Source organism: Bacillus cereus group sp. MYBK101-2, assembly GCF_051918845.1.
In the GTDB taxonomy this organism is placed as follows: domain Bacteria; phylum Bacillota; class Bacilli; order Bacillales; family Bacillaceae_G; genus Bacillus_A; species Bacillus_A paranthracis.
In genome coordinates this window covers 229,984-254,778 of record NZ_JBQAIE010000005.1, presented here as the reverse complement: position 1 = coordinate 254,778, position 24,795 = coordinate 229,984, and the positions used below count along the sequence as shown (strand labels likewise).

Sequence of the window (24,795 nt, the reverse complement as noted above, 5' to 3'; positions counted from 1 at the left end):
ACCTATAATTAGGGGGTGGTGTGACGGGAGCTCCCGTTATAGAGCTATGGTATAAGCATGAATTAGAATGCAGTACCAGATAAGGTTAATATGGTGACATATTAACAAACTAGGGTGGCACCGCGATGATAAATCTCGTCCCTAAGACTAAAAGTCTTGGGGGTGGGATTTTTTTATTGGTTTAAAACACTTTGGAAAGCGGGGGCCTAAAATGAAAAACGTACTTAAAGATTGGAAATATCCTTTATTACTACTGTCCGGGGTTGGTATTGCAAATTTAGGGGCATGGATTTACTTAATAGCACTGAATGTACTTGTCTATCATATGGGTGGCTCAGCCTTAGCTGTTGCTACTTTATATGTAATTAAACCATTAGCTACTCTATTTACAAACGCTTGGTCAGGAAGTATGATTGATCGTTTAAATAAACGGAAATTAATGATTCACCTCGATATATATCGCGCGGTATGTATCGCTATTTTACCTTTACTTCCATCACTTTGGATGGTTTATGTATTTGTATTCTTTATTAGTATGGCAAATGCAATGTATGAGCCAACTGCGATGACGTATATGACGAAATTAATACCAGTTGAACAAAGACAACGTTTCAACTCATTGCGTAGTTTAATAGGGTCTGGTGCCTCTGTAATTGGTCCATCGATAGCGGGAGCATTGTTAATAGCAAGTACACCAGAGTTTGCTATATATATGAATGCTATAGCATTTCTTTTATCAGGAGTAATTACATTGCTGCTACCTAATCTTGATAAAAAATCTGATATTCATACATCAAATGACAGGTTGTCTTTAGCTGTACTAAAAAAAGATTGGACCATCGTTTTAAATTTCAGTAAAAAATCTTTGTATATCGTTTTCGTGTACTTCTTATTTCAAGGGATGATGGTGTTAGTTGCCGCAAATGATTCACTTGAATTGTCATTTGCGAAAGAAGTTTTATTGTTAACAGATAGTGAATATGGTTTTTTAGTTAGTATTGCTGGAGCTGGATTTATTTTAGGAGCAATTACAAATACAATTTTATCAAAAAAACTAATACCTTCATTGTTAATTGGGATAGGATCATTATTCATTGCAATCGGTTATATAATTTATGCTTTTTCAAATGAGTTTTTAATAGCTGCTATCGGATTTTTTATTTTATCTTTCTCTATGGCATATGCAAATACAGGGTTTAATACCTTTTATCAAAATAATGTCCCTGTCCATATAATGGGACGGATTGGGAGCATATATGGATTATTTATTGCAGGTATCACCATTTTAATTACGATTTTGTTTGGAGTTGCCACTCAATTTATTTCTATACAACTTGTGGTTATTGTAGGTTCTTTAGTAATGTTATTGATTACTATCATCTTGTGTGTGTTTACTTTATTGCCATCACATTCTAAAGTGCATTCTTCTGAGTCAATACATTCGAAATAATTCTCTTAGTTTTGATTTGAATCTTACGATGTTCAATAGGAGGGTTATCCCTCCTATATATGGAAATATAAAAAAGGAGAACAAAATTGATAAACGAGGGTGATTTTTGTAATGAAAACAAAAAATCAAATAGATAACATTGTAAAAGAAACAGATCGTCATATAGATTTCTCTGGGGTAATTTTAGTGAAAGAAAAAAAGGGCATAGTTTATGAAGAAGCGTTTGGTTATGCAAATCGAAATGAGTGTATAAACAATACGCTACAAACTAGGTTTGGAATTGCCTCCGGCTGTAAAATATTCACAGCAATTGGCATTTGTCAACTTGTTGAAAGAGGTGTAATTACTTTTCATACAAAGTTAAAAGATTGTTTAAGTATTAAATTTTCAAATTTCAATGAAGATATTACAATACATCACCTTCTGACACATAGTTCGGGTATTCCGGATTATTTTGATGAAAGTATTTTGGGTAACTTTGAGGATCTTTGGAAAGAAACTCCTATGTATCTATTAAAAAATTTAAAAGACTTTTTACCATTATTTCAAAACAGAGATATGATGTTTGCGCCTGGAAGTAAGTTTCACTACAACAATGCTGGTTTTATCATACTCGGGTTAATAATCGAAGAACAGACAGGACTTAAATTTACGGAGTATATAGAAACAAATATATTTAAACTAATTGGTATGAATGATTCTGGCTATTTTTCTTTAGATAGATTACCAAAGCAGACAGCTCTCGGATATATAAAAGATGAAATTAGCCAGACATGGAGAATAAATGCTTACTCTATTCCGATAAAAGGTGGTTCTGATGGTGGAGCTTTTATTACTGCGCCAGACATGATGAAGTTTTGGGAAGCGTTATTTAACTATGAAATCATAAGCCAAGAATATACAAAAATACTTTTAACTCCTCACATCCAAGTAAAATCCAGACTTAGAGATTACATTAGTTATTCCGTCAAATAAAGGAGCAGGACCCGAAAAATTAATGATAGAAATAGAAGGAGCTTTTTAATTATATGGATATAGAAATTAGATCGTATAGAAAAGAGGATGAAACCGGTTGGGTACGTTGCCGTGTGTTATCTTTTCTAGATACAGCATATTACGATAACGTATTTAGAGAGAAAGAAAAATATGAAAATCCTGCTATTGAATTAGTAGCTCTATATGAAAATCAAATTGTGGGTTTAATAGATATTGAATATGAATTAGAAGAACGTACAGTTTGTTCAAGAGGAACTGGTCTTGGCGGCATGATTTGGCATATTGCAGTTCATCCGGATTTCCGTAGAATGAAGATTGGTAATCAGCTATTAAAGGAAGCGGAGAAGTTAGCGAATGAACGTAACCTAAATCGCCTAGAAGCATGGACTAGGGACAATCTATGGGTACATGGATGGTATGAAAAGAACGGATTTGTAAACGTAGATTCATATTTACATGTATATTCCAATCATACAGATGAGATAAAAGGTGTAATGAAAAGTAATATAGATCAGTTATATCCAATTCAAACATTTGCTCATTATACAGGTGAAAATAAAGAAGACATAAGAAAACAATTTAAACGAGTGCATGATTGTTTTTGTTTTGAAAAGTATTTTAACTAACAATTCATACGTGTTAAAGTATACATTTATTTTGAATAAAGATGATAAAAGACGTACGAGTCAAAAGTACGTCTTTTTACTTTTATAAATAAGCTTATGGCTATTACATGGTGTAACATAATAAATAGACAATAGTATAATCGGAAATGAATAATACATTAATAAAAAAGTATAAATACATTCATCCCTTGTTTATCAATGCTGTGAACGGTAATACTAAATAACATTGAACTTTTATAACAAGGGATGATAATATGATATTCATTTACACGGATTTCGGTGGAACGCATTCAACTGCACTTGCTGCAGCTTATCATTTAAATAAATTACCAATGGATCGTAAGCTAACAAAAGAAGAAATATTAAATGTGGATTACTTTAATAAATTGAAAACTGAAGATATGGGGAAAATTATTTTTCATGGAGTAGATGAAAATGGTAACCCGGTTTATACGATTGGATGCGGCGCATCAAAAATCGTTGTACCTGCGATGAAGCATTTAGGAGAGATTCTGCAAAAACATTATCAAAGTCATGAAAAGCTTATTTTTTCTAATACATCACCAACAGTACCTTTACCAATGACTTTTGGCGGTCTGTTTTCTAGAAGGTTTCACATCGACTTTATTGGTGTACCATTACTCGTATGGGGTGCAAAACTTAGCTGTGATAATGTACAAAGACTTGTTAGTTATACGAAAGAAGCCGGACGATTAACAAATGATTATGTTGTGATTTTAGATAATGAAACTTTTAAATAACGTAAGATAAAAGGAAAATCAAGCAAATTTCTTGATTTTCTTTTTAATTTGTGAAAAAGACAAGAAATATTCACATTTATCATCTATCTACTATAGCCAAAACAATAAAGTCCTGTTACTATTACAGGGATATTCTCTTTTCATAACATAAATATATAGAAAAATTAGAAAAGAGGAATTGAATTAAGGGAGGAACAACATGAAGCGTGTTGCTTGGATTACTGATAGTACAACTGCGAGTTTTACAACAGAAGGAGATAACTTTGTTATCCCAATTGAAGTTATTATTGATGGTGTGTCGTACAAAGATTGTGAAGAAGGTGTGCGTGAGCGCGTTTATAATGCTTTAAACGAAGGTAAAACTGTCACTACATCACAACCTAACATAGGGGAAATGGTAGAGTTATTTTCGAAATGCAAAGAAGAATATGAAGAAGGATTTGCAGTTGCTATTAGCGGAAAAGTAAGTGGAACCTATCAAAATATGAAGTTAGCTGCAGAAATGGCAGGTTTCCCATTAACGGTATTAGATAGTGAAACAACAAGTTATCCAATGGACGAACTAATTAGAAAAGCAAAATCGTTATACAATGATGGTATGACTTTACAAGATATACACAAAACATTAGTAGATGAAAAAAGAAGACCTTTCCACGTATTCCCGAAAAGTTTAAAAGGCCTTTATGCAAGTGGACGTGTAAAGGGAGTTCAATTTTTACTTGGAAGTTTATTAAGTGTCAACTTAATATTAGAAGTAAAAGGCGGAGAGCTTTTACTTGAAAAGAAAGTTCGTAAAATCCAAAAATGTCGAGAATACATTAAAAATGAACTTGAAAAAGAATTGCCAAAAGTACTTCACATGTTCCATGCTAACGATAAAGATGGAGCTGAAGAATGGATTGCAGATATTAGACAAGCATTCCCTGAAATGGATTTCAAATTATATCCATTACCTATTTCATTTGCGGTACATGCAGGTGAAGGTACAATAGCAATTAGTTATTAAGAAGAAAACCCGTGAATGATACGCGGGTTTTTTTATTTATAAATGGCGCATACCACGCCACCATCAAGTTGAAGTTTTATAGCACTCTAGAACGAAATTTGTGTTAACTCGAAACAAAAATCTTATTTTATCATTTTTGGGGAGGAACCACAATTTCTTGACTTGATTTGAGATTAAAAATATAAACCTTTTCCTACTGGCTGAACAGTTTCTAGTACAATATCAACCATTTCTTCATTAAGTAGGGTCCTTATAATCCAAGCCGATAGTTCTTGAGCAGCAAAACAACCCGCAGCAGTCGATATATTTCCTTCGTTTACGAAACTTTTCTCAATAACGTCTACACCAAATTCTTTTAGCTGTTCTACTGCTGAGGGATATGTAGTAGCTTTTTTACCAGTTAGTAATTTTTTAGCTCCTAATAGTAGTGAACCAGAACACATAGATCCTATTAATTGTCTTTGAGGATCTACATGAATGCTATTAATATATTGTTGATTTTTATATAAATCCTTTACACCTTTACCGCTTGCAAATATTACAGCATCGGCAAAAGGGATATCAGATATGCTTCCTGTCATGGGAATACGCAAGCCAGACATAGATATATGAGATTGTTCTGTCCCTAAAAGCTGGACATCCCAATCGGAAATACCACCGACTAAACGTACACGATTTAATAAATCCCATGGTAGAAAAACATCTATATCGGTAAAGTTATCGAAACAGACTATTGCAATTTTCATTTTCTAACCCTCCACTTATGTATATCATTTTATTAATAATATAAACATCTCTTTTTTATGTTCTATATCCAGTTATAAATCCCTGTATATTACACGTATATGAAGGAGGTGTAGTGATTTTTTAACGCCTCTAAACATAAAAAGATATAAAATCTTTTTCTTGGTTTCTATAGATTTTGTGTACAAAACCAAGATCTGTAGCAATAACTCGTAAGGTATTGGGGATGAGAATCTTTAAAATTCTCAAGGAAATAGGTGTAATTTATTACACATACAAATTACTGGAGTGAAGAAATTCATCAACCTATCTCGGAAAGAATTGACCAAGCTTTAAAGCTTGGTACTATATTATTAGGTACACCTATATAAAAAATACCCTCTTTTCATTCCATAAATAATGTTGATAAAAAAAGGGGAAAGGATTTTTAAAGGTAAAAATAGAAATCTATATAAAAAAATATTTAAATGGTAGGGATATTATGAAAATCGGTAAGTTTGGAGAAGTAAATAATATAAGTATTGATACGATTAGACATTATATGGATCTCAGTCTTATTATTCCTGAAAAAAAGGGAGGCCACTATTTTTTTGATGAGTATTGTCAAACAGATTTAGAACTTATTTTACATTACAAAGACCTAGGGTTTAGCTTGAATGAAATTAAAGAACTATTTTTTTATAAAAATTTAGCGAAATCTATGAATTACGAAAAAGATACTTTTTACCAATCTTTATTTAAACTGAAATATGACAAGATGGAACAGGAAATAGAACTTTTGGAGAAGAAACGGGATAAATTAAAGGGAGTGTTACATGATTTATTATTAACAAATGAAACTTCCAATACAATGATAGGGATAGATTTAAGTGTACTACATTTACTCACATGTTCTAAGTGTAGCAAAAAATTAATTCTTCAAGATGGAATTATTAATAACAATCAAATTATTGAAGGAAAGTTAATTTGTAATTGTGGAGAAGAATACATTATTACTTCAGGAATTATATCTGCTGGTAAATTATTTAAAGCAAATGAGCAAACGTCACTTGAAAATATTATTTCGGATTATATTCATGAAACTGATAATGCATATTTGGAAAATATGCATAGAGAAGGGGAATGGGCGAAAAAGAAACTAATACATTTAGATTTAAATAACAAATTAATACTAGATATAGGATCAGGACTTGGGTTCTTTTTGAGGAGCATTTATGAAGAACTACCCGAAGATTGCCTATATATCGCAGTGGATCGAGATTTCAATAAACTTTTATTTTTAAAAGATGTATTAGCGAGAAGAAATCCGAGAAGAAATATTCTCTTTATCTGTGCGGATTTTTTGAACATCCCTATTCAAAATCGGTCAGTAGATATTGTAATTGATCACTCTGGTACGAGCAATTATAGTTTTGAACATGAGGATTTTTTACTTCACGAATTAAACCCACTTTTTAAATCTGATTGTTATTTATTAAGTTTATTTATTTTATTTAAAAATTTCAGCTTAAATAGCCAAATTACAAATAACTTTCGAGCAAATTTTACACTTTCAAAAATAAAGAAAGAACTCCAAAATCTACAGTTTCAATCCATTGATGAAAGTACTTCAAATTATTTGAAACGAGGCGGAAAGTACGAGAATTTCTTTATTGAAGGAGAAGAAATTTATACATATTCATTTTTTGGAAAAAGATGAGGTTAAACCTGTCATAAAAAGTCCGTTTTTATCACTGAACTTTTTATGACGATACATATTTATACTTTAGTGATTAAAAGAAAAAGAGAATGTTAATTTAAATGTTTAGCACTCACTGGACAGTCTCTTGTCGGTATATGTCTAGTAAGAGAAAAGATAGCCAAACCTAAAGATAATAAAACTAGAGATCCACCAACCCAGGCCATATTGGCGACATTATGTACTTGTTTTAATGCTATACCTCCAACTGCAGAGCCGAGTGAAATTCCTATTTGTAGGGCTGAATTATTAAAACTTTGCTGTATATCTGACGTATCTGGGGCAGTTTGGATTAAATAACTTTGTTGAGGTGGTGCAAGCCCCCAACTCAAAGCAGCCCAAACTATCATAACAGGAATAAACAGGATAATAGAAACTGCCGTGAATGGTAATATAAATAAGATTAGAGCAAATAAAGTAATAACTATCACAATACTTTTTGGTGCGCCTATTTTATCTGATAAAACACCACCGAACGCTCCGCCACTTACTGCAGCTATACCAAACACTAAATAAAATATGCTAATCCAATAAGGGCTTAGGTGAAACTTATCTTCTAAAAAAGGAGTAAAATAAGCATATAAAGTATAGTGTCCCGCTAACATAAACATGGTAGCTAGATGAGCAGCGCCTAGTTTTGGACTACACACGGCCTTTAATTGAATAGATAGAGGAGTTCGGTTTTCCTCTCCAGGTATTTTCTCTAAAAATACTGAGATTAAGATGATGGATCCCAATGATAAAATAGCAATACATAAAAAAATAACTCTCCAGCCAAATGTGTTTGAAATTAAAATCCCTAGTGGTACTCCTAGAACAAGTGAAGAGCTAATACCCATATAAATTAATCCTAATGCTTTTGCTCGGTAAGAGGGATGAACAATCTTTGCTGCAATTGTAAGGGAAAGTACTACAACTAAAGCTGTACTCATAGCAGTTAAAATTCTTGCTATCATCATAAAAGTAAAGTTTGGACTGAAATACGTAAGTATATTACCAATTAGAAAAATATAAAGTGAAATAACATACAATTTTTTTCTTTCCACTTTACTTGTGAAAATTAATAATGCAGGACCTGCTATTGCATAAGTAAAGGCGAAAATTGTAATTAATTGCCCAGCGGAACTTAATGAAACATTAAAATCTTTAGCGATGTCTGGCAATATTCCTCCAACAATAAGCTCTACAAGTCCTACTGCTATTGTTGCTAGAGCTAATATAAATACTTTGAAATTCATTTTATGTATTCCCTTCTCGTCATTATTTACCGTAGAACAAAAAAACTCCTGACTACAAACGCTATAATACGCATTTTGTAGTCAGGAGTTATTGGTTCCTGGTAGAGACCCCCAAGCCATATTCTTGGAGTTATACATGATTCTCATATGTAATTAATCAATGTAATAGAAGATACCATATTAAATTCTATATTTCAATAAAAAATTTTGTATTTGTACACGTAATCCTATTATTTATTTTTACCAACATAGAGAACGACAAAAATCTTTAGTTGATAAAGATGGGGTTAACCCTATCTTTTATTTATTTTCCCTTAAAACTTTTCAAATTGTACATATTGCTATTGGGTTGACCCAAGAACTTACAATGTACGTAACATATAGTTAGGCAGGGGGAAAAGTGATGAGAAGTTTACGATTACATATAGAAAATAAAAAAAGCAACCAAGAACTAAAAAATATTTGTCTCTATTCCATTGGGAAAACAGTATCAATACTCGGTAGCTCTATTTATAGTTTCGCATTAGGATTATATGTTTTACAAATCACCGGATCTGCGTTGAATTTCGCGATTACGCTCATTTTAGGAACAATTCCTATGATTGTTTTGAATCCATTTGCTGGTGTCATTGCTGATAAAGTTGATAAAAAGAAACTCGTCGTTTGTATGGATCTACTTAGTGGCTGCTCATTAATAACTGTTTATGTAGTAAGCAGCCACTATGGATTAAACTTATTCATCATTTATACTACAACCTTTCTTATGACGGTATTTACAACCTTTTTTGGAATAGGGTTAGAAGCTGCGAAACCGAATATCGTCTCTAAAGAGAGGCTTATGAGTATTAATTCTATAAGTAAAATTATCGATTCTGTATCTTTAATTCTTGGCCCTATGTTAGGTGGTATCGTTTTTTCAATATTTAATATTAAAACTTTTATAATTATAAACGGTATTTCTTTTATTCTTTCAGGGATAGCATTACTATTTATTCATTTTAGACTGTTCGAGTACAATATAAATGAGCGAAATTCAAAAAGAGAAGTTAATTTTATTAAAGATATAAAAGAGGGGTTTTCTTACTTACTTGAAAAGGAAAGCTTAAAGAATACGTTTCATATTTTAATTTCGTTTAATTTCTTCTTAGGCTTTGCTGTAACTGTTCCATTGCCATATATTATTAACACAGTACTCAATCTTGGTTCTAAGCAATTTGGTATCATTCAAGGGACTTTTCCAGTAGGGATGATAATCGGTGCAATTGTAGTAAAAAAGATAACTGATCGTTTTTCTTACTCTTATCTTTTGAAAAAACTAAGTTCTATGTTGTCAGTTTTTATGATTATTTTAGGAATTCCAGTTTTATTCAAAAGTTTTGAAGTGAATGATTTAGTATTCGTTATTACGTATTGTTTTGTTATGATCTTTTTAGGGTTTATTATAGCGCTAATTGATATTCCTTTAATTTATTTCATGCAAAATGAGATTCCCGATGAATACAGGGGAAGGGTTCTCAGTATTGGAATAAGTATAGGTAAAATGATGCTCCCTATAGCAATGGCACTATCCGGTCTATTATTAAATTATATCCCAGCGTACACCATTCCAATTGTAGGGGGATTCTTATATTTAATAGTAATTAAAGTTTCATCAAATCGTTTCATATTAGAGGTTCATTCGAAAGATTATAGTGCTTAATAGATTCTTAGATTATTTTTAGAATGGATACTGCTACTTCTTTCAAGCTAAGAAAAACAAATACTATAAAACGAAAATTTATTTGGTAAATCGGTTTCATAAATTATAAAAAGCGCAGGATCATCATCCTGCGCTTTTCTATCGTAATTCAGCTGTTTTTCTTATCACAATCTTATCAATATCATCTTCTTCATCACCAATAAATAACCCACGTTCTTTTAAATACGCCTCAAAATATAAATCTGCTTCTGCACGTTCATCATATGGTTTTACAGATAGAACGAAACCTAATTTGTTTTGTTCCTCTAAATGAGAAGTGGAAATGTATGCCGGTACATTGTGGCGTAAAAAGAGTTCTTTAACCGGAATAATCATATCTTTCATTAATTTTGTTAACATACCCATTTCAAACTCGAAATTAAATCGATCTATACTACATAAATCAGCGAATACTACACCAATAAAACCTGTATTATATACTTCTTGATATTCTACTTCCTCGTTACCGTAAAAATTCTTTTCGATTAAATAATTTATAAAGTAAGCAACACCGTCACTTTGTTCAAAAGGCTTCGTTGAAAGAACAAAGCCGATTTTCTTTTGTTTATGTAAATACACACAAGACATATATGCTGAAATGTTATGTTCTTTAAATAGAGAACTCGTTGCTCCAGAGAGACCATCTAGTACGTGATGCACAATTTGAAGTTTTTTACGAGCGAAATAATAGGATTTCTTTTGTAACTCCAATGTATCAATAAAGACAGAGCCGATAAAGCCTGTATTTGAAATGATAGGTGTTTGCTTTTTTCTTCCTCTGCGCTTTGCTTGAGCCATTGTAAAAATCATCCCTTCATGTACAATTAAAATAAAAAAGAACGTTTGTTCGTATATTTATATTTTACTATTAAAACGCTATAAAGTAAAGGGTTTTTGACGAAAAAACAACAAAAAAGACACCTATAAAAGGTGCCTTAAACGTTGTAGGGAAGAGGGTTCATCCCAACTATTTATATTATGATACAGAAACGATCTCTTCCGTATCTTCTACATCTAAATGACAGTCCATTGTACGAACATCTTGATCTTCATGACTTCCGAAATAAATAGTAATTTTCATATGTATCGCTCCTTTATTCTAGGAATACCTAAAATAATTACTAGTAATGTTAATATTTATTATATACCACTTTTTTCATTCCGACAACGTTATATCATATTTAATTCTTTTAGAAGACAAAGTGTGATTTATAGAGATATTTTTATAGAAATAGGTATATTTCTTATATGTTATATTTAATACTGAAAGATTCGAATTTGAATTTTTATGAAAGGGGCAAAATGAATGAATTTTAAAAAGTTACTAATAGATAATTTTACATATAAAACTTCATATATTGCGCGGCAGGCACAGGGAATGAATGTGAAAGAAACGAAGGATTACATTGCTGTCGACTGTGGTTTACCTGCAGATACATTTAATATCATTACTTTACTAAACAATAATGTAACAGAAGGGATCGAGAAATTATATAAAGAGGTAAACAACTATAATCAAAAGAAATTTCCAATGAGTGTTTGGTTTTGGGATGATAGGTACGAGCAGACTATAAAAAGCGAATTAATAAAACTGGACTTAAAAGAAGCAGAACAAAATATTGCAATGGTCGCAGAATTAAATACAATTCATCCGACAATAAACATGCCAGAAGGTTTTACAATACAAAAAGCATCTTCACCAGAACAAATTAAAAAGTTTGGAGAAACGTTAGCTAATTTGTTTGGTTCATCAGAGGAAGGTATACATGTACAAGCATTCTACAATCAAACTGCTTCTTTCGACTTATGGAATAGTGGGAATATGAACCTGTACTTAGGACTTTATAAAGATGAAGTCATATCGGTTGGTTCATTAGTATGTACAAAAGATAGTATTGGTATTTATGATATAGCAACGAAAGAAGAAATGAGAGGAAAAGGATTTGGCTCTACTATGTTTCATTACTTGCTGCAAGAAGCAAAGGAATTAAACGTTGCTCAATGCGTATTACAAGCTTCACCTGATGGGATTACTATTTATAAAAAGGCTGGTTTTCAATCTGTTGGACAAATGACGGTATTTGAAAATCGACATTTATTTGAATAAATTATCCAAGCCAAATTGCTTTCATGTAGGGGTTAATACATCATTATGAAAAAGATATATATCGTTACAATCATTTGTACATGTACTTTTGTTTTTCATAAAGTAAATGAACTTAAGTACACAAAAGCTATTAATCAATCGAATTATATAAAAAACATTGCACATAGAGGGGCTTCGGCGTATGCACCGGAACATACAATTGTTGCGTATAAATTGGGACAACAATTAAAAGGCGATTATATAGAAATAGATCTTCAAATGACAAAAGATGGACATTTAGTAGCTATGCATGATGAAACAGTAAATCGTACTACAAACGGTACAGGGCTAGTTAAGGAACATACATTAGAAGAATTAAAGAGATTAAATGCAGGTTCTTTTTTTAATGAAAAACATCCAACTTTAGCAAAGAAAGAATATGAAAATGCTAAAGTTCCAACACTAGAAGAAGTAATTGAAGTGTTTGGGCATGACGCGAACTATTATATTGAAACCAAATCACCTGATGAATATCCAGGAATGGAAGAAAAGTTATTAGAAATTATCAATCACTATGAAATACCGGATAAAGTTATTATTCAATCATTTAGTGAAGAAAGTCTGCAAAAGGTTCATAGTTTAAATGTTAATATACCTCTAGTACAATTATTATCCTACAAAAAGGTAGTTCAATTAACTGAATCAGAGATAAAAAAGTATAAAACATACTGCATTGGTCTTGGTATGAACTACAAATATATTGATGCAGCTTATGTAAAGAAAATAAAGAAACATGGATTAGAAGTTCATCCATTTACTGTAGATAATGAAACAGACATGAAAAAGCTAATTTTATGGGGCGTTGACGGGATGTTTACGAATTATCCGGATCGATTATATTCATTATTAAAGTCTTAATTAAAGATATTATTTTTAATGTAATAGTTTATAGAGGTTTCCGAGTAATATATAATTAAATTAATCTATTTAAACTAAAGAGGAGTGTAAGTAGGATGAATATATTAGCTGTTGTTCCACGCCTCTATGTTTCAGACTTACAAACTCATCTAGAATTTTACAAAATACTATTGGAACAAGAAACACCACATGAATTTCAAATGAATGGAACGCATGTGATTAGATTTACAAATTTACTTTTAATTGAAGAATTAAATGAAACAATTAAGAATCATGTTGCTGCAACGATTATAATTGATGATCTCAACGAAGTAAGAAAACTAATCTTAAACTATAACGGCGTAATGATTACTGAACGAATACAAGTACCCACAGGTATAAAAATGATAGTTCGTCATCCAGATGGTAATATCATTGAATATATAGAGCCGACATTGAAATGAAATCCGAAAAAGAATCCAATAAAAGTATTGGATTCTTTTTATTTAGCTGTAAGTGACTAACTTAAAGCAGTACAATTTTGAATTTATTAATAAAATATTACATTGAGTATAATTTTTTATAATAATCATCAGAAAGTAACGAAAATGTAATGAATTTTAACTACGCTTTTTATATTTTTTTGATACACTGGCTACGAGAGGAATACCGATTAATGTAGGTAAAAACCAAAACCATATAGGCGGCAATAAATTAATAATTGGAATATGAATACCGATGTTTACTAATAACGCGGTAACGGCACCAATATAAGAACCTAACATACCTCTAATATGGTGATGAAGCCAATTTTTCCAACGTTTTTTTCGTGCAAGGTAGCCATAAATCGCAAATGAATAAGAGAAAATTGCTACATAAAATAAATATGCGATTTTATCCCAGTTTATAATGGATAGTATAATTGCAGTAAGGGTGATCACAACATAGGATGCATGATATATTTCACCCCATTCCGTATGTTTTCCTTTCTTCTTTTGAGCAACCATCGCTACAATACCGGTAATTAAGCATATTGTTCCGAATAATATGTGGATGGTTAAAAGAATGTTAAAAATGCTCATCATAATTCCTCCCTTTTTATTTTTATAGTATTGCAGCATAGGAGAAAAGTTGAAACATATTGTTTGTTCACTTTAATATATTGAAATAAAGGTACTCCAAGAACAAGTTTAAACGGACAAATTTTTCTTGCATTTAGTGAGATACGTATTACGTGAAATGAAGGAGAGACTTCCATGTTTACATCTATTACATATTTACAATCAGGGAATGAAAAGCAACAAAAAGTGTATAATGTTTTGAACAAACTAAATATAATGGAGGATTTAGCTTTGTATAGTCCCGTACTTTGTGGGACAATCCCTATAAGAATTGATACGCTTCAATCTGACTTAGATATAGTAATGGAAGTACATAACTTTGATGTTTTTGAACAAGAAATGAGATCTTTATATGGTTCTTATGAAGGGTTCAAAATAAAAAAGAAAAAAATTAAAAATACTGAATCGATAAAGGTAAATTTTAAATTTGAAGGTTTTGAATTTGAATTATTTGCTCAGCCTAAGCCAGTTCGTAACCAAAATGCATATAGACATATGATAGTAGAGCACATGTTATTAATGCAGCATCCTCATATAAGGGAAGAAATTCTTCTCTTAAAAGAGAACGGTTTAAAAACAGAACCTGCTTTTGCTCAAGTATTAAACATTGACGGGGATCCTTATGAAGGACTTATTGTGTTGGGGCAGGAAATGCGGTTGTGGTAAATAAAATACACAAAAACTCCTCTATAGAAAAAGAGGAGTTTTTGTTATGCCGTTAGCTTACGAATTAATTCACTCAGTAATTTAACCCCGTTAGTCATTTGCTCTGGAGAAGCATATCCGTATGATAAACGAATGTATCGATCTGATTCTTCTTCATAGATACGTCCCGGGTTTAAAAGAACTCCTTTTGATAGCGCCTCTGAAAATAATTTCTTCATCGGAATGCTAGGTATTACCTTTAGCCATATAAAAACTCCACCACTAGGTATATCCCAGGTGGCAATATCTGCACAATACTTATGTAAAGCTTGTATCATGATTTGTCTTCGTTCTTTTAATTGAATTCTTACATTTGCTACATGTTCTTCATAAAAACCTTTTTTTATCCATTCAGCAGCAACTCTTTGGGATAAAGAGCTTGATCCATAGTCTGTTTGCATTTTTATATCTGACAATCTTTCAATAACTGGTTCAGGTCCAATAATCCACCCAATTCTAAGTCCTGGGCTAAGTGTTTTAGATAGGCTCCCAATATATAATACATGTCCATGTTTATCTATCGACTTTAAAGGAGCTGGAGGTGGTTCATCAATCCATAACTCGCGGTAAATATCATCTTCAATAATAGGTAACTGTTCCTTTTCACATATTTTTATTATTTCTTTTCTTCGTTCTTGAGACATTAATATCCCAGTTGGGTTTTGAAAACTAGGGATAGAATATAAAATGTTTTTCTTTTTACTATATTTAATGCGTTTTAATAATTCGTTAGGTAAAACACCGTGATAATCCATAGCTATACCAGATAAATTTATATTTGCTGATTGAAATACATGAAGCGAATATAAGTAAGAAGGTTGTTCAAGTAAAACGGTGGACTCTCTATGTAAAAGACCAATTGATATTAATTGTAATGCTTGTAATGCACCCGAGACGATTAATATAGAACTCGGTGATGCATGTATTCCAAATGATTTTACGTATTTACTTATTGCTTTACGTAACGGATAAAACCCTTTTTGTTCCTCATATCCAAAATAATCTAATTCCTCACTTACTTTTTTCATAATGGACTGCATCGTTTCTAGCGGAAAAAGATGAGGAGCAAGTTCGCCTTTACTAAGATGGATAAGTTTGTTATTTGCTTCTGCTTCATTTATTTCTCGTACCATTAACTTGCTTGGTTTATGAATACCGGCTTTTACATATTCACTCCAATCGGGCGGGGGATTCGTCGCTAATAGTGACCATGTATTATTCGTTACAATTGTTCCTGCTCCAATTTTCCCTTGAATCAATCCATCAGCCATAAGTTCATCTAGTGCAGTTATTACAGTACTACGATTTACTTGAAATAATTTCGCTAACTGCCTTTGACTAGGGGTCTTACTTCCAATTGGCCATTCTCCATTTTCAATTTTTTCTTTCATATAATCTACTATTTGCCGATACTTAGGCAGTTTTTTACTAGTTGTCATCAAAAAACTCCTTCGTTCACTTGAAAAATACCAAGTGGTTGGTTTTTACGATAATAAACTGGTTGAAGACATTGTATCAACTATTAAATATGATGAAAAGAAATAATTGGTAATTATAAAGTGGTTGGTTTGAAGGGGGAGAGAAAACATGAATTATAAAAAATGGGATTATCGAATTATATGTGCTCATTCTTTTACAATTTTAATTTGGGGAACGGCCTTTCCGGCAATTCGTATGGGTCTTGAATCTTACACACCTGAACATCTTACTTTACTTCGTTTGTTAATTGCTTCATTCATACTTCTTTTGTTTTCGTTTATATACAAACTACGATTACCTGATCTAAAAGATATTCCAGCGATTTTTTTATTTGGTGCTTTAGGATTTACTTTTTATCACATTGCACTAAACTATGGTGAAAAAACAGTAAATGCTGGATCGGCAAGTTTAATCGTTTCCGTCACACCTATAGTAACGGCAATTCTTGCTTTTGTTTTTTTGAATGAAAAAATGAAATTAAATGGATGGATCGGTGGTGTAATTAGCTTTATAGGAATTGCTTTCATATCATTTAGTCAAGGGGGTTCTATTCAATTTAATAGCGGGGGATTATTTATATTATTAGCAGCCGTTTCAGAAAGCCTATTTTTCGTTTTTCAAACATCTTACTTAAAAAAGTACGGCTTCTTACCATTTACCATATATACAATTTTATCTAGTACGGTATGTATGCTTATTTTCTTACCAGGAATGTATCAAGAAATACTAGTAGCTCCTCTTGAAGTGAATTTGAGCGTTATATATTTAGGTTTATTCCCAACAGTACTCCCGTATATTGCATTGGCCTATATTATATCTCATACTGGCGCTTCCGAGGCAACAAGTTCTTTATATTTAACGCCAGTAATTGCGTGTTTTATAGCTTGGGTATGGTTAGGTGAAGTACCTACTTTTATTTCGGTAGTTGGTGGAGTAATTACTATACTTGGAGTTTTAATAGCGCATGTATCATTAAAGAAAGATACTCGAAGTGAAATGTACAGCGATATAACTGGATAGATTTTTTAGAAGTGATAATTCAACACATTTCTTAAAATTAAGAAACAGGGAATTATTTTACTGCGTTGAATATATAAATACATTCTTTTTATAAAGGAGCTTACCATATTGAATATCCAGTTAAAGGTTGTTACGAGAGAGAATTGGGAAGATGCTTTAAAGCTGCAAGTTAAAGATAATCAGACGAAATTTGTTCCATCTGTAGCAGTTTCACTTGCTAAGGTATATATAAAACCAGATGGTGATAATGTAGAATATATACCATTTGCGATATACAACGGCGATCTAATGGTTGGTTTTGTTATGCATGCTGTTGTAAAAGAAACAACTGATATGTATTGGATAAATGGATTTATTATCGATCAAAATCAGCAAGGGAATGGCTACGGAAAAGCGGCCTTACAGGAAAGTATCTATTTAATAAAAAATACGTTTAAGGCGTGTAAAGAAATTAGATTAACAGTACATAAAGATAATATCTCTGCAAAGAAACTATATGAAAGTTACGGTTTTCAATCATTGGGACATGATTATGATGGTGAGCAAGTATATCGTTTATTCGTTTAACTATGATGTAGTAAAGGGGTGAAATGAATTATGCAATTTACTGAAGTGAAAATTGAAGTATTCACCCCTGAAGAATACATTGAAATGTTGAGGAATGAGTTAAATAAAATTGGTGCTTGTAAAACAGGAAAATATGACCATTGTCTTTCCTATAGTTCCGTGAAAGGATACTGGAGACCATTAGACGATGCAGCACCTTTTAACGGAGAAATTGGTCAAATATGCGAAGGACAAGAATGTAAAATTGAAATAAAGTGTAAACGAGAACTTGTAAAAAATGCTCTTGAAGTTATCAATAAAATTCATCCGTATGAAACACCTATGATTTATATTATCCCGATATTAAATGAATATTTTAATCAAATATACAGTAAATGAATGGGAGGAATAACAATTGGAAAATAAATTTCATCATATTGTTCGAGCTGTTATGGTAAAGGATAAAAAATTGTTAGTGGCAGAATATATCGGCCATCATTATTTTTTACCAGGTGGTCACGTTGAAGTTGGCGAATCTGCTGAGAATGCATTAATAAGAGAATTGCGAGAAGAACTCGGAGTTAAATGTAGTATAAAACAATTTTTAGGCGTAATAGAAAACAAATGGGAAGGCCGAGAAGTTCTTCATCATGAAATTAACCACATTTTTGAAATAGATTCACAAGAGTTACACATTGATTTCATACCAAAATCTAAAGAATCCCATTTAGCGTTTCACTGGATAGATTATAATCAAGAAGCTTTACATACGTATAAAATCATGCCCGCACCTTCAGTTAAAGAGTTACTAGAAAGAAAGTTAAGTGATGAACTATTAAACTGTTGGATTAGCAATTTTTAAACGCCTCTATCAATAGTAAATCCGTCTGCCAAAAGGAAAGTAAGAAAATAGGCTAAAAAACAAGGTACATCACCTAGAGTAATTTCATATTTTGTTGATGTACGCATTTAGTCTATAGCCTTGTTTCTACTTTGGTTGCAAAAATATATTACTTTTCATATTTGAGCGGAATTTACATTTATAAATGGAGGGTTTCATAATGAATCAGTTTCAACAAGAATTACAATCATTGAACCTTAATGATTATCAAACTGGTAATGTTGTGTATTGGGATCAACAACAAAATCAATATCCATACTACTACATTCAAGACGATGCACGTCGTTGCGGTGGATGCGGAGGTTGTGGTGGACGCTGTGGCGGATGTGGCGGCAGATGTGGTGGTTGTGCAGGTCGTTGCGGCGGATGCATAGGATGCGCTGGATGTTTCGGTTGTTTTAACTGCTGGAACTGGTGGATCATTTAAGTATAGAACATCAAAGATATTTTGCTTGAAGGAAAGGTGTGAAAACTATTTTGCACTTTTCTTTCAAGCTGTAGTTTTTATGTGTATTAAGGGGGATTTATTTGTATACATATGATAAGTTGATTTCTTGGGTAGAGAATATAAAAGAACAAAACCATAGCTCTGCAGCAGCACTTTGTATTATAAAAGATAATAAAATCGTACTAGAGTATTATAGTGGTTATCACTCAAATACATCTACAAACAAGAGAGTAACAGCATCTTCACAATTTAACGTTGCTTCTGCTAGAAAAAGTTATTTAGGATTAATGATAGCGTATGCACTTTACGAGGGGAAAATAAACTCTATTGATGATGAAGCGGTAAAATATTTTAAAGACTTTGATCCTGTATTGCTCGGTAAAACAACGATAAAACATTTAGTAACACATTCGCACGGATTAGAAGAAACGAATGACGGGACAATTTTTCGTGAATTTGAACCGGGGCAAGGATGGGCGTATAGAGATATTAATGTAAGAATGATGACACGTCTTATTTATCAGCTATATAACAAAAGTTTTCCTGAATTGTTAAAAGAGCGTGTGTTTAAACCTGCTAATTTCCAAGAAACAGGATGGAGAATACAGCAAGATGAAAATTTAGTTGACGTTGTTAATAATCCAAATGAAGACGCGATTAGTGAAATTGGTACAGTAGATGACGGTACTGAAAAAAATCTATTTGTCTCAGCTAAAGAATTTGCGCAGTGGGGCAATCTTCATTTAAATCAAGGTATGATAGATGATAAACAAATTGTTCCAAAAGAAGTTATAAAAATCGCTACGAATTTACAGAGTCCAACATATGCAAATAAAGAGCTACCGCAAAATGGCTTGTTTTGGTTCGTTCAAAATGAACCTGCACAATTAAGTGAACTAGGTGAACGTGTACCAAAAGGCTCGTATCAAATATTAGGAATTACGGGACCAACTATATTAGTAATACCTGAATATAATGTAGTTGTTGCGAAAATGTATAATAAAAGATACAACTACGGCGGTGATAATTATTTATATTATTTACGTGAATTTAGTAATTTAGTCGCTGATACATTTCGTAACGGTAATAGGGCATAATTACTCCTATAACAAAAAGGAGTGATTGAAAGTGAAAGATAAAGTGAACAAAAATAAAAAGCAAAATATAAAAGATGTAAATACAGAGCAAAATGCGATCTATAGCGATCCAAAAGATGCAGCTAATATGCAAACGGTACCGCAGCCGAAAGATTTTGATGAAATTGAATATTAATTTTTCGTTTATCCGACCATATGATGAATCAAAAATACATCTTAAGTCCCATCACATGATTGAAAAATTTTGGTACTCTATATACATAAGCATTTGAAAATGTCTTATCTTAACAAAGCTTTCTTTAAGTAAATCTAATATAACCTGCAGAAAGACACTTCATAATGGAGTGTCTTTTTGTGTACATGAATTCAATTTCCATTTTTCATGCAGTATCTTGCTTTTTATGATGGTTATACTAACTGTGAAACTTCATGTCACGATAAAAGAAGGGGACAGTTAGTATGAAACAAACTTCTACAAATCCGTTACTAATTGTTCTAGGTACAATCATTGTTCAAATTGGCCTTGGAACAATTTATACATGGAGTTTATTTAATCAGCCCCTTGTCAGTAAGTTTGGATGGAACCTTAATTCAGTTGCTATAACTTTCTCCATTACAAGCTTCTCTTTATCATTTTCAACATTATTTGCAGGAAAGTTACAGCAAAAATTAGGGCTTCGAAAACTTATCGCTACTGCAGGGATTGTGCTGGGACTCGGTTTAATACTTAGTTCGCAAGTTTCTTCCTTACCATTACTATATTTATTAGCCGGAGTCGTAGTTGGTTATGCAGATGGGACTGCTTATATTACATCACTATCTAATTTAATTAAATGGTTTCCGAATCGGAAAGGGCTTATTTCAGGTATATCTGTATCAGCATATGGAATGGGCAGCTTAATCTTTAGATATATAAACGGAAATCTTATCGACAGCCTTGGTGTATCACAAGCCTTTTTATATTGGGGCATTATCGTTTTGCTTTTAGTATTAATCGGATCGTTCTTCTTACGTGAGGCAATTGTAAGTAATGCTGTAACTGAAACATTACACAATGACTATACTCCGCGTGAAATGATGAGAACGAAACAAGTATATCTTTTGTTTTTTATGCTATTTACGTCGTGTATGGGTGGTCTGTATTTAATCGGTATGGTAAAAGATATTGGGGTACAACTCGTTGGACTTAGTGCAGCAACTGCTGCTAACGCCGTTGCAATGATTGCAATTTTTAATACAGTAGGTCGTATTGTTCTTGGAACGTTATCAGATAAAATTGGCCGCATGAAAATCGTTTCTGCAACGTTTATTATTATTGGATTGTCAGTCTTTACTTTAAGTTACATTCCTCTAAATTATGGAATTTATTTTACTTGTGTAGCAAGTGTCGCCTTTTGTTTCGGTGGTAATATCACTATATTCCCAGCAATTGTCGGGGATTTCTTCGGATTAAAAAACCATAGTACAAATTACGGGATTGTATATCAAGGTTTCGGGTTTGGTGCACTTGCAGGAGCGTTCATTGGAGCGTTACTTGGTGGATTTCGACCGACCTTCATTATAATCGGTGTTTTAAGCGTTATTTCCTTCATCATTTCGATATTAATTCGTCCACCTAAAGCAGAGAAGAAAAAAGAAACACAACATTTATATCGGAAAGTAGCTTAATTTTAAAAAGAGTCCTCATAATATCGTTCCAATCGTTCTAATTGGTTTAGGAATGTTCATTCTTTTTCGCAGTAATACAATAGAATTATTTTACTAATACGTTCAAACTAACGGAAGTTTTAATTAAAAAGAATCAAACGCGGTAAAAAGCCGTACTACAAATAAAATGTAGTACGGCTTTTTACAATTTTAGTGAAATGAAACAGTGCACTACGACTATTAAGTTAGACAGGATATTACGATTATTAAATTGAATAGATACTTTAAAAGGAGCGTGATGATTACAATGAAAATAGTAAAACAATGGGTCCAAGAAGATAGTGATTACATAAGAGAAAAAGTAATTGAATATAATCAAAAACATATTTCAGATGAAGAGAAAAAGCCTTCAGAAAAAATTAGTTTTATAGTGAAAAATGAAGATGAAGAAATAGTAGGTGGAATAACTGCAATTACATTTTGGCATCACGTACATGTTGATTTTCTGTGGGTTTCTGAAGAATATAGACACGAAGGTTATGGAACCAAGTTAATAAAACTTATTGAAGAATTTGCAATTGAAAAAGAGTGTAGCCTAATCAATTTAGATACTTTTAGCTTTCAGGCACCTGCTTTTTATAAAAAACATGGGTATAAAGTAATTGGAGTAAGTGAAGATCACCCTAAAGGGCATAATCGATACTATTTGGAAAAAAGGTTAGAAAATATATAGAATCCCAAAATCAATCAAACCATAAAGAGCGTACGTTGAATAATTACTTTCAAAATACGTTCTTTTTATTTAGAAATGAAGGGGGATCAATTATTACCTTTACTAAGGATAGATAAATGAAATACTCTATTAATTTTTTTATATTTTAAAACGATTAAATGGTAGAATGTAACAAAGATAGAAAATTCCCATTATTAGAGGTGGACTTAGATGAAGAAAGTAAATGTTACATATGCACTTTTATACGATAAAACAAACGAAAAGATCTTAATGGTTAAAAACAAAGGGAAGAATGGTTCTTATTACACACTACCAGGTGGCGCGGTTAAATTGGGAGAAACGTTAGAAGAGGCAGTCATTCGGGAAGTGAAAGAAGAAACCGGTCTACATATAACTGTAAACGGTATTTGTTACATTAGCGAAGCTTTTTTCGAGGAGAGAGGACACCATGCAATATTCTTTAATTTTTTAGGTGAAATAATTGGCGGGGAAACAAATATAACAAGGCCAAAAGAAATTGAAGAGATTACTTGGATGGAATTACATAGAGCAGCACCGCATTTACGTATACCAGTACACTTATTAAATACATTACAAAGGAAAGAAACAGTACCTTACTTTTTTAATGGAACAATCATTCATCAATCTTCATAAAATTATCATTTCATGTAAGGCGGGGAAAAAATGGAGTTTATCGTCAATCATAAACAGTTTACTCAAGCACTTTCAGAAGTAAGTAAAGCAATATCTACGAAAGCTGTAATTCCTATACTATCCGGTATAAAAATAACTGCAGATCAATCTGGAATTACTTTAATCGCAAGTAATTCAAATATTTTCATCAAAAAATTTATCCCTAGTTCCATAGATGACGAACAAATTACGACTATTTTAAAAGTAGGAACAATTGTTGTACCTGCAAAATACTTCATTGAAATTATAAAGAAAATGCCAAGCGATATAGTAATAAAAAGTAAGAATGAGCAAACAATTACCATACAATCAGGAGAAATCACATTAAACTTAAATGGCTTTCCAGCGAATGAATTTCCTAACGTACCACAAATAGACGATCATGCAGAAATACAAATAGAAACAAAACAATTGATTGATGCGTTTAAACAAACAGTCTTTGCAGTAGCGAAAAATGAATCTAGACCCGTTCTTACTGGAGTACATATCAAGTTAGACCACAACAAATTAATATGCGCTGCAACTGACTCTCATAGACTAGCTATACGTGAAACATTAATTTCTACTAATGTGAAAGCGAATTGTATTGTACCAAGTGCAACCATTAATGAACTTTTAAAATTAATGAACAGCAATTTAGAATTCGTTTCTATTTATCTATCAGAAAGCCACATTATTTTTACATTCGGTACAACTACATTATATTCAAGATTAATTGAAGGGAAATATCCTAATATATCTAGTTTAATTCCAAATGAATTTCAAACAGTCATTAACATAGATAGACAAAGAATGTTACAAGGGGGAGATCGATCAAGCTTATTAGCAAGTGAACGGGCAAATAACAATGTTAACTTAGAAATTGTAAATGAATCTACAATTAAAGTTTCTTCTAATGCTTCTCAGATTGGAAAAATATCTGAGACTCAACAGATAGATGTAATTCAAGGTAAAAAACAATTAAATATATCTTTCGATGGACGATTTATGTTGGATGCTTTAAGGGCAATAAAAGAAGAAACGGTTACTTTAAGTTTCAGCGGTTCTATGAGACCGATATTAGTTGAAGCAGGGACACACTCTGCAGCAATCCATCTTATATCTCCAGTAAGAGCTTATTAAAAA

26 protein-coding genes, 3 pseudogenes, 1 riboswitch and 1 other annotated feature (1 of these 31 only partly in view) are annotated in these 24,795 nt (G+C 32.0%); of the genes and pseudogenes, 24 read left to right on the top strand and 5 right to left on the bottom strand.

All coding sequences use genetic code 11. The annotated features are described in order from the left end of the window. Window positions 1–146, top strand: a binding site (T-box leader); it begins 113 nt to the left of the window's first position. A gap of 65 nt (window positions 147–211) precedes the next feature. The 5 genes and pseudogenes from ACTFSI_RS13775 (at window position 212) to ACTFSI_RS13755 (ending at window position 4,839) form a co-directional block, all read left to right on the top strand. Continuing rightward, window positions 212–1,450: an MFS transporter gene (locus ACTFSI_RS13775; RefSeq protein WP_138321932.1), complete on the top strand. Its 1,239-nt coding sequence runs from the start codon at window positions 212–214 to the stop codon at window positions 1,448–1,450. 111 nt (window positions 1,451–1,561) lie between these two features. Continuing rightward, window positions 1,562–2,474, top strand: a pseudogene (locus tag ACTFSI_RS13770) (serine hydrolase domain-containing protein). Between the two features lie 4 nt (window positions 2,475–2,478). Further along, window positions 2,479–3,072, top strand: coding sequence for a GNAT family N-acetyltransferase (locus tag ACTFSI_RS13765; protein ID WP_000350640.1), 594 nt, complete (start codon window positions 2,479–2,481; stop codon window positions 3,070–3,072). Between the two features lie 254 nt (window positions 3,073–3,326). Beyond that, window positions 3,327–3,833 carry a DUF3189 family protein gene (locus ACTFSI_RS13760; protein ID WP_197225412.1) on the top strand — a complete coding sequence of 169 codons (507 nt, stop codon included), beginning with the start codon at window positions 3,327–3,329 and terminating at the stop codon, window positions 3,831–3,833. A gap of 199 nt (window positions 3,834–4,032) precedes the next feature. Next, window positions 4,033–4,839, top strand: a complete 807-nt coding sequence (locus tag ACTFSI_RS13755) for a DegV family protein (RefSeq protein WP_000831945.1) — start codon at window positions 4,033–4,035, stop codon at window positions 4,837–4,839. Between the two features lie 173 nt (window positions 4,840–5,012). Here the strand turns inward: ACTFSI_RS13755 and ACTFSI_RS13750 are convergent, their stop codons facing one another. Continuing rightward, complete coding sequence (locus ACTFSI_RS13750; RefSeq protein ID WP_000684439.1) at window positions 5,013–5,585, bottom strand: DJ-1/PfpI family protein; 573 nt, start codon at window positions 5,583–5,585, stop codon at window positions 5,013–5,015. Window positions 5,586–5,867: 282 nt separating this feature from the next. Between ACTFSI_RS13750 and ACTFSI_RS13745 the strand changes: the two are divergent. Then, window positions 5,868–5,936: pseudogene (locus ACTFSI_RS13745) on the top strand (glutamine amidotransferase); the annotation flags it as partial. Between the two features lie 128 nt (window positions 5,937–6,064). Further along, a complete protein-coding gene (locus ACTFSI_RS13740; protein WP_138321931.1) occupies window positions 6,065–7,282 on the top strand; it encodes a MerR family transcriptional regulator in 1,218 nt (405 codons plus the stop codon). Between the two features lie 92 nt (window positions 7,283–7,374). Here ACTFSI_RS13740 and ACTFSI_RS13735 read toward each other — a convergent pair whose 3' ends face one another. Then, entirely contained in the window at window positions 7,375–8,559 is a 1,185-nt protein-coding gene (locus tag ACTFSI_RS13735; protein ID WP_044792270.1) for an MFS transporter, read from the bottom strand. Between the two features lie 58 nt (window positions 8,560–8,617). Further along, a riboswitch (purine riboswitch) is annotated at window positions 8,618–8,717 on the bottom strand. Between the two features lie 245 nt (window positions 8,718–8,962). On the opposite strand from ACTFSI_RS13735, the gene ACTFSI_RS13730 reads away from it, so the two are divergent. Then, a complete protein-coding gene (locus tag ACTFSI_RS13730; RefSeq protein ID WP_001257236.1) occupies window positions 8,963–10,258 on the top strand; it encodes an MFS transporter in 1,296 nt (431 codons plus the stop codon). A gap of 138 nt (window positions 10,259–10,396) precedes the next feature. Here the strand turns inward: ACTFSI_RS13730 and ACTFSI_RS13725 are convergent, their stop codons facing one another. Continuing rightward, window positions 10,397–11,095 (bottom strand): hypothetical protein, encoded by a 699-nt coding sequence (locus ACTFSI_RS13725; protein ID WP_000035797.1) that lies wholly within the window; start codon window positions 11,093–11,095, stop codon window positions 10,397–10,399. 508 nt (window positions 11,096–11,603) lie between these two features. Between ACTFSI_RS13725 and ACTFSI_RS13720 the strand changes: the two genes are divergently transcribed. The 3 genes from ACTFSI_RS13720 to ACTFSI_RS13710 all read left to right on the top strand — a co-directional run bounded on the left by ACTFSI_RS13720 (window position 11,604) and on the right by ACTFSI_RS13710 (window position 13,744). Then, complete coding sequence (locus ACTFSI_RS13720; protein ID WP_001009624.1) at window positions 11,604–12,404, top strand: GNAT family N-acetyltransferase; 801 nt, start codon at window positions 11,604–11,606, stop codon at window positions 12,402–12,404. A 45-nt stretch (window positions 12,405–12,449) separates the two neighbouring features. Further along, complete coding sequence (locus ACTFSI_RS13715) at window positions 12,450–13,301, top strand: glycerophosphodiester phosphodiesterase (RefSeq protein WP_440045432.1); 852 nt, start codon at window positions 12,450–12,452, stop codon at window positions 13,299–13,301. A gap of 95 nt (window positions 13,302–13,396) precedes the next feature. Then, a complete protein-coding gene (locus tag ACTFSI_RS13710; protein WP_001022861.1) occupies window positions 13,397–13,744 on the top strand; it encodes a VOC family protein in 348 nt (115 codons plus the stop codon). Between the two features lie 156 nt (window positions 13,745–13,900). Here ACTFSI_RS13710 and ACTFSI_RS13705 read toward each other — a convergent pair whose 3' ends face one another. Next, entirely contained in the window at window positions 13,901–14,362 is a 462-nt protein-coding gene (locus tag ACTFSI_RS13705) for a DUF2306 domain-containing protein (RefSeq protein WP_000021743.1), read from the bottom strand. Window positions 14,363–14,536: 174 nt separating this feature from the next. Between ACTFSI_RS13705 and ACTFSI_RS13700 the strand changes: the two genes are divergently transcribed. Next, complete coding sequence (locus tag ACTFSI_RS13700; protein WP_000495203.1) at window positions 14,537–15,067, top strand: DUF4269 domain-containing protein; 531 nt, start codon at window positions 14,537–14,539, stop codon at window positions 15,065–15,067. A gap of 44 nt (window positions 15,068–15,111) precedes the next feature. On the opposite strand, the gene norG is transcribed toward ACTFSI_RS13700, so the two are convergent. Further along, a complete protein-coding gene (norG, locus tag ACTFSI_RS13695) occupies window positions 15,112–16,548 on the bottom strand; it encodes an efflux pump transcription regulator NorG (protein ID WP_440045431.1) in 1,437 nt (478 codons plus the stop codon). Between the two features lie 145 nt (window positions 16,549–16,693). Between norG and ACTFSI_RS13690 the strand changes: the two genes are divergently transcribed. From ACTFSI_RS13690 to dnaN, 12 genes and pseudogenes are all read left to right on the top strand, one after another. Continuing rightward, window positions 16,694–17,605: a DMT family transporter gene (locus ACTFSI_RS13690; RefSeq protein ID WP_044792263.1), complete on the top strand. Its 912-nt coding sequence runs from the start codon at window positions 16,694–16,696 to the stop codon at window positions 17,603–17,605. Window positions 17,606–17,713: 108 nt separating this feature from the next. Continuing rightward, window positions 17,714–18,172, top strand: a complete 459-nt coding sequence (locus tag ACTFSI_RS13685; protein ID WP_138321930.1) for a GNAT family N-acetyltransferase — start codon at window positions 17,714–17,716, stop codon at window positions 18,170–18,172. Between the two features lie 30 nt (window positions 18,173–18,202). Then, the gene (cutA, locus tag ACTFSI_RS13680) at window positions 18,203–18,550 is read left to right on the top strand and encodes a divalent cation tolerance protein CutA (RefSeq protein WP_138321929.1); all 348 of its coding nucleotides are present in this window, start codon (window positions 18,203–18,205) and stop codon (window positions 18,548–18,550) included. 16 nt (window positions 18,551–18,566) lie between these two features. Next, window positions 18,567–19,013 (top strand): NUDIX domain-containing protein, encoded by a 447-nt coding sequence (locus ACTFSI_RS13675; protein WP_044792260.1) that lies wholly within the window; start codon window positions 18,567–18,569, stop codon window positions 19,011–19,013. Window positions 19,014–19,212: 199 nt separating this feature from the next. After that, the gene (locus ACTFSI_RS13670) at window positions 19,213–19,479 is read left to right on the top strand and encodes a heterocycloanthracin/sonorensin family bacteriocin (RefSeq protein WP_001071384.1); all 267 of its coding nucleotides are present in this window, start codon (window positions 19,213–19,215) and stop codon (window positions 19,477–19,479) included. A 101-nt stretch (window positions 19,480–19,580) separates the two neighbouring features. Continuing rightward, window positions 19,581–20,597, top strand: a complete 1,017-nt coding sequence (locus ACTFSI_RS13665; protein WP_410560774.1) for a serine hydrolase domain-containing protein — start codon at window positions 19,581–19,583, stop codon at window positions 20,595–20,597. 31 nt (window positions 20,598–20,628) lie between these two features. Continuing rightward, window positions 20,629–20,772 (top strand): hypothetical protein, encoded by a 144-nt coding sequence (locus ACTFSI_RS13660; protein ID WP_000653680.1) that lies wholly within the window; start codon window positions 20,629–20,631, stop codon window positions 20,770–20,772. Between the two features lie 284 nt (window positions 20,773–21,056). Further along, window positions 21,057–22,265 carry an L-lactate MFS transporter gene (locus ACTFSI_RS13655; RefSeq protein ID WP_138321927.1) on the top strand — a complete coding sequence of 403 codons (1,209 nt, stop codon included), beginning with the start codon at window positions 21,057–21,059 and terminating at the stop codon, window positions 22,263–22,265. 16 nt (window positions 22,266–22,281) lie between these two features. After that, window positions 22,282–22,362: pseudogene (locus ACTFSI_RS13650) on the top strand (cadmium resistance transporter); the annotation flags it as partial. A gap of 189 nt (window positions 22,363–22,551) precedes the next feature. Further along, on the top strand, window positions 22,552–22,977 hold the full coding sequence (locus tag ACTFSI_RS13645) for a GNAT family N-acetyltransferase (RefSeq protein WP_038357105.1): 426 nt from the start codon (window positions 22,552–22,554) through the stop codon (window positions 22,975–22,977). A gap of 210 nt (window positions 22,978–23,187) precedes the next feature. Then, a complete protein-coding gene (locus tag ACTFSI_RS13640; protein WP_138321926.1) occupies window positions 23,188–23,631 on the top strand; it encodes an NUDIX hydrolase in 444 nt (147 codons plus the stop codon). Window positions 23,632–23,661: 30 nt separating this feature from the next. Further along, complete coding sequence (gene dnaN / locus ACTFSI_RS13635; protein ID WP_138321925.1) at window positions 23,662–24,792, top strand: DNA polymerase III subunit beta; 1,131 nt, start codon at window positions 23,662–23,664, stop codon at window positions 24,790–24,792. Window positions 24,793–24,795: the final 3 nt, after the last annotated feature.

Bases quoted from the DNA above. Each gene is read 5' to 3' on its own strand.
- ACTFSI_RS13755 (WP_000831945.1), top strand. From the start codon at position 4,033: ATGAAGCGTGTTGCTTGGATTACTGATAGTACAACTGCGAGTTTTACA.
- ACTFSI_RS13655 (WP_138321927.1), top strand. From the start codon at position 21,057: ATGAAACAAACTTCTACAAATCCGTTACTAATTGTTCTAGGTACAATC.
- ACTFSI_RS13715 (WP_440045432.1), top strand. From the start codon at position 12,450: ATGAAAAAGATATATATCGTTACAATCATTTGTACATGTACTTTTGTT.
- ACTFSI_RS13705 (WP_000021743.1), bottom strand. From the start codon at position 14,362: ATGAGCATTTTTAACATTCTTTTAACCATCCACATATTATTCGGAACA.
- ACTFSI_RS13730 (WP_001257236.1), top strand. From the start codon at position 8,963: ATGAGAAGTTTACGATTACATATAGAAAATAAAAAAAGCAACCAAGAA.
- ACTFSI_RS13700 (WP_000495203.1), top strand. From the start codon at position 14,537: ATGTTTACATCTATTACATATTTACAATCAGGGAATGAAAAGCAACAA.
- ACTFSI_RS13670 (WP_001071384.1), top strand. From the start codon at position 19,213: ATGAATCAGTTTCAACAAGAATTACAATCATTGAACCTTAATGATTAT.
- dnaN (WP_138321925.1), top strand. From the start codon at position 23,662: ATGGAGTTTATCGTCAATCATAAACAGTTTACTCAAGCACTTTCAGAA.
- ACTFSI_RS13710 (WP_001022861.1), top strand. From the start codon at position 13,397: ATGAATATATTAGCTGTTGTTCCACGCCTCTATGTTTCAGACTTACAA.
- ACTFSI_RS13720 (WP_001009624.1), top strand. From the start codon at position 11,604: ATGAATTTTAAAAAGTTACTAATAGATAATTTTACATATAAAACTTCA.
- ACTFSI_RS13645 (WP_038357105.1), top strand. From the start codon at position 22,552: ATGAAAATAGTAAAACAATGGGTCCAAGAAGATAGTGATTACATAAGA.
- ACTFSI_RS13740 (WP_138321931.1), top strand. From the start codon at position 6,065: ATGAAAATCGGTAAGTTTGGAGAAGTAAATAATATAAGTATTGATACG.
- ACTFSI_RS13765 (WP_000350640.1), top strand. From the start codon at position 2,479: ATGGATATAGAAATTAGATCGTATAGAAAAGAGGATGAAACCGGTTGG.
- cutA (WP_138321929.1), top strand. From the start codon at position 18,203: ATGCAATTTACTGAAGTGAAAATTGAAGTATTCACCCCTGAAGAATAC.
- ACTFSI_RS13750 (WP_000684439.1), bottom strand. From the start codon at position 5,585: ATGAAAATTGCAATAGTCTGTTTCGATAACTTTACCGATATAGATGTT.
- ACTFSI_RS13690 (WP_044792263.1), top strand. From the start codon at position 16,694: ATGAATTATAAAAAATGGGATTATCGAATTATATGTGCTCATTCTTTT.
- ACTFSI_RS13640 (WP_138321926.1), top strand. From the start codon at position 23,188: ATGAAGAAAGTAAATGTTACATATGCACTTTTATACGATAAAACAAAC.
- ACTFSI_RS13760 (WP_197225412.1), top strand. From the start codon at position 3,327: ATGATATTCATTTACACGGATTTCGGTGGAACGCATTCAACTGCACTT.
- ACTFSI_RS13725 (WP_000035797.1), bottom strand. From the start codon at position 11,095: ATGGCTCAAGCAAAGCGCAGAGGAAGAAAAAAGCAAACACCTATCATT.
- ACTFSI_RS13775 (WP_138321932.1), top strand. From the start codon at position 212: ATGAAAAACGTACTTAAAGATTGGAAATATCCTTTATTACTACTGTCC.
- ACTFSI_RS13735 (WP_044792270.1), bottom strand. From the start codon at position 8,559: ATGAATTTCAAAGTATTTATATTAGCTCTAGCAACAATAGCAGTAGGA.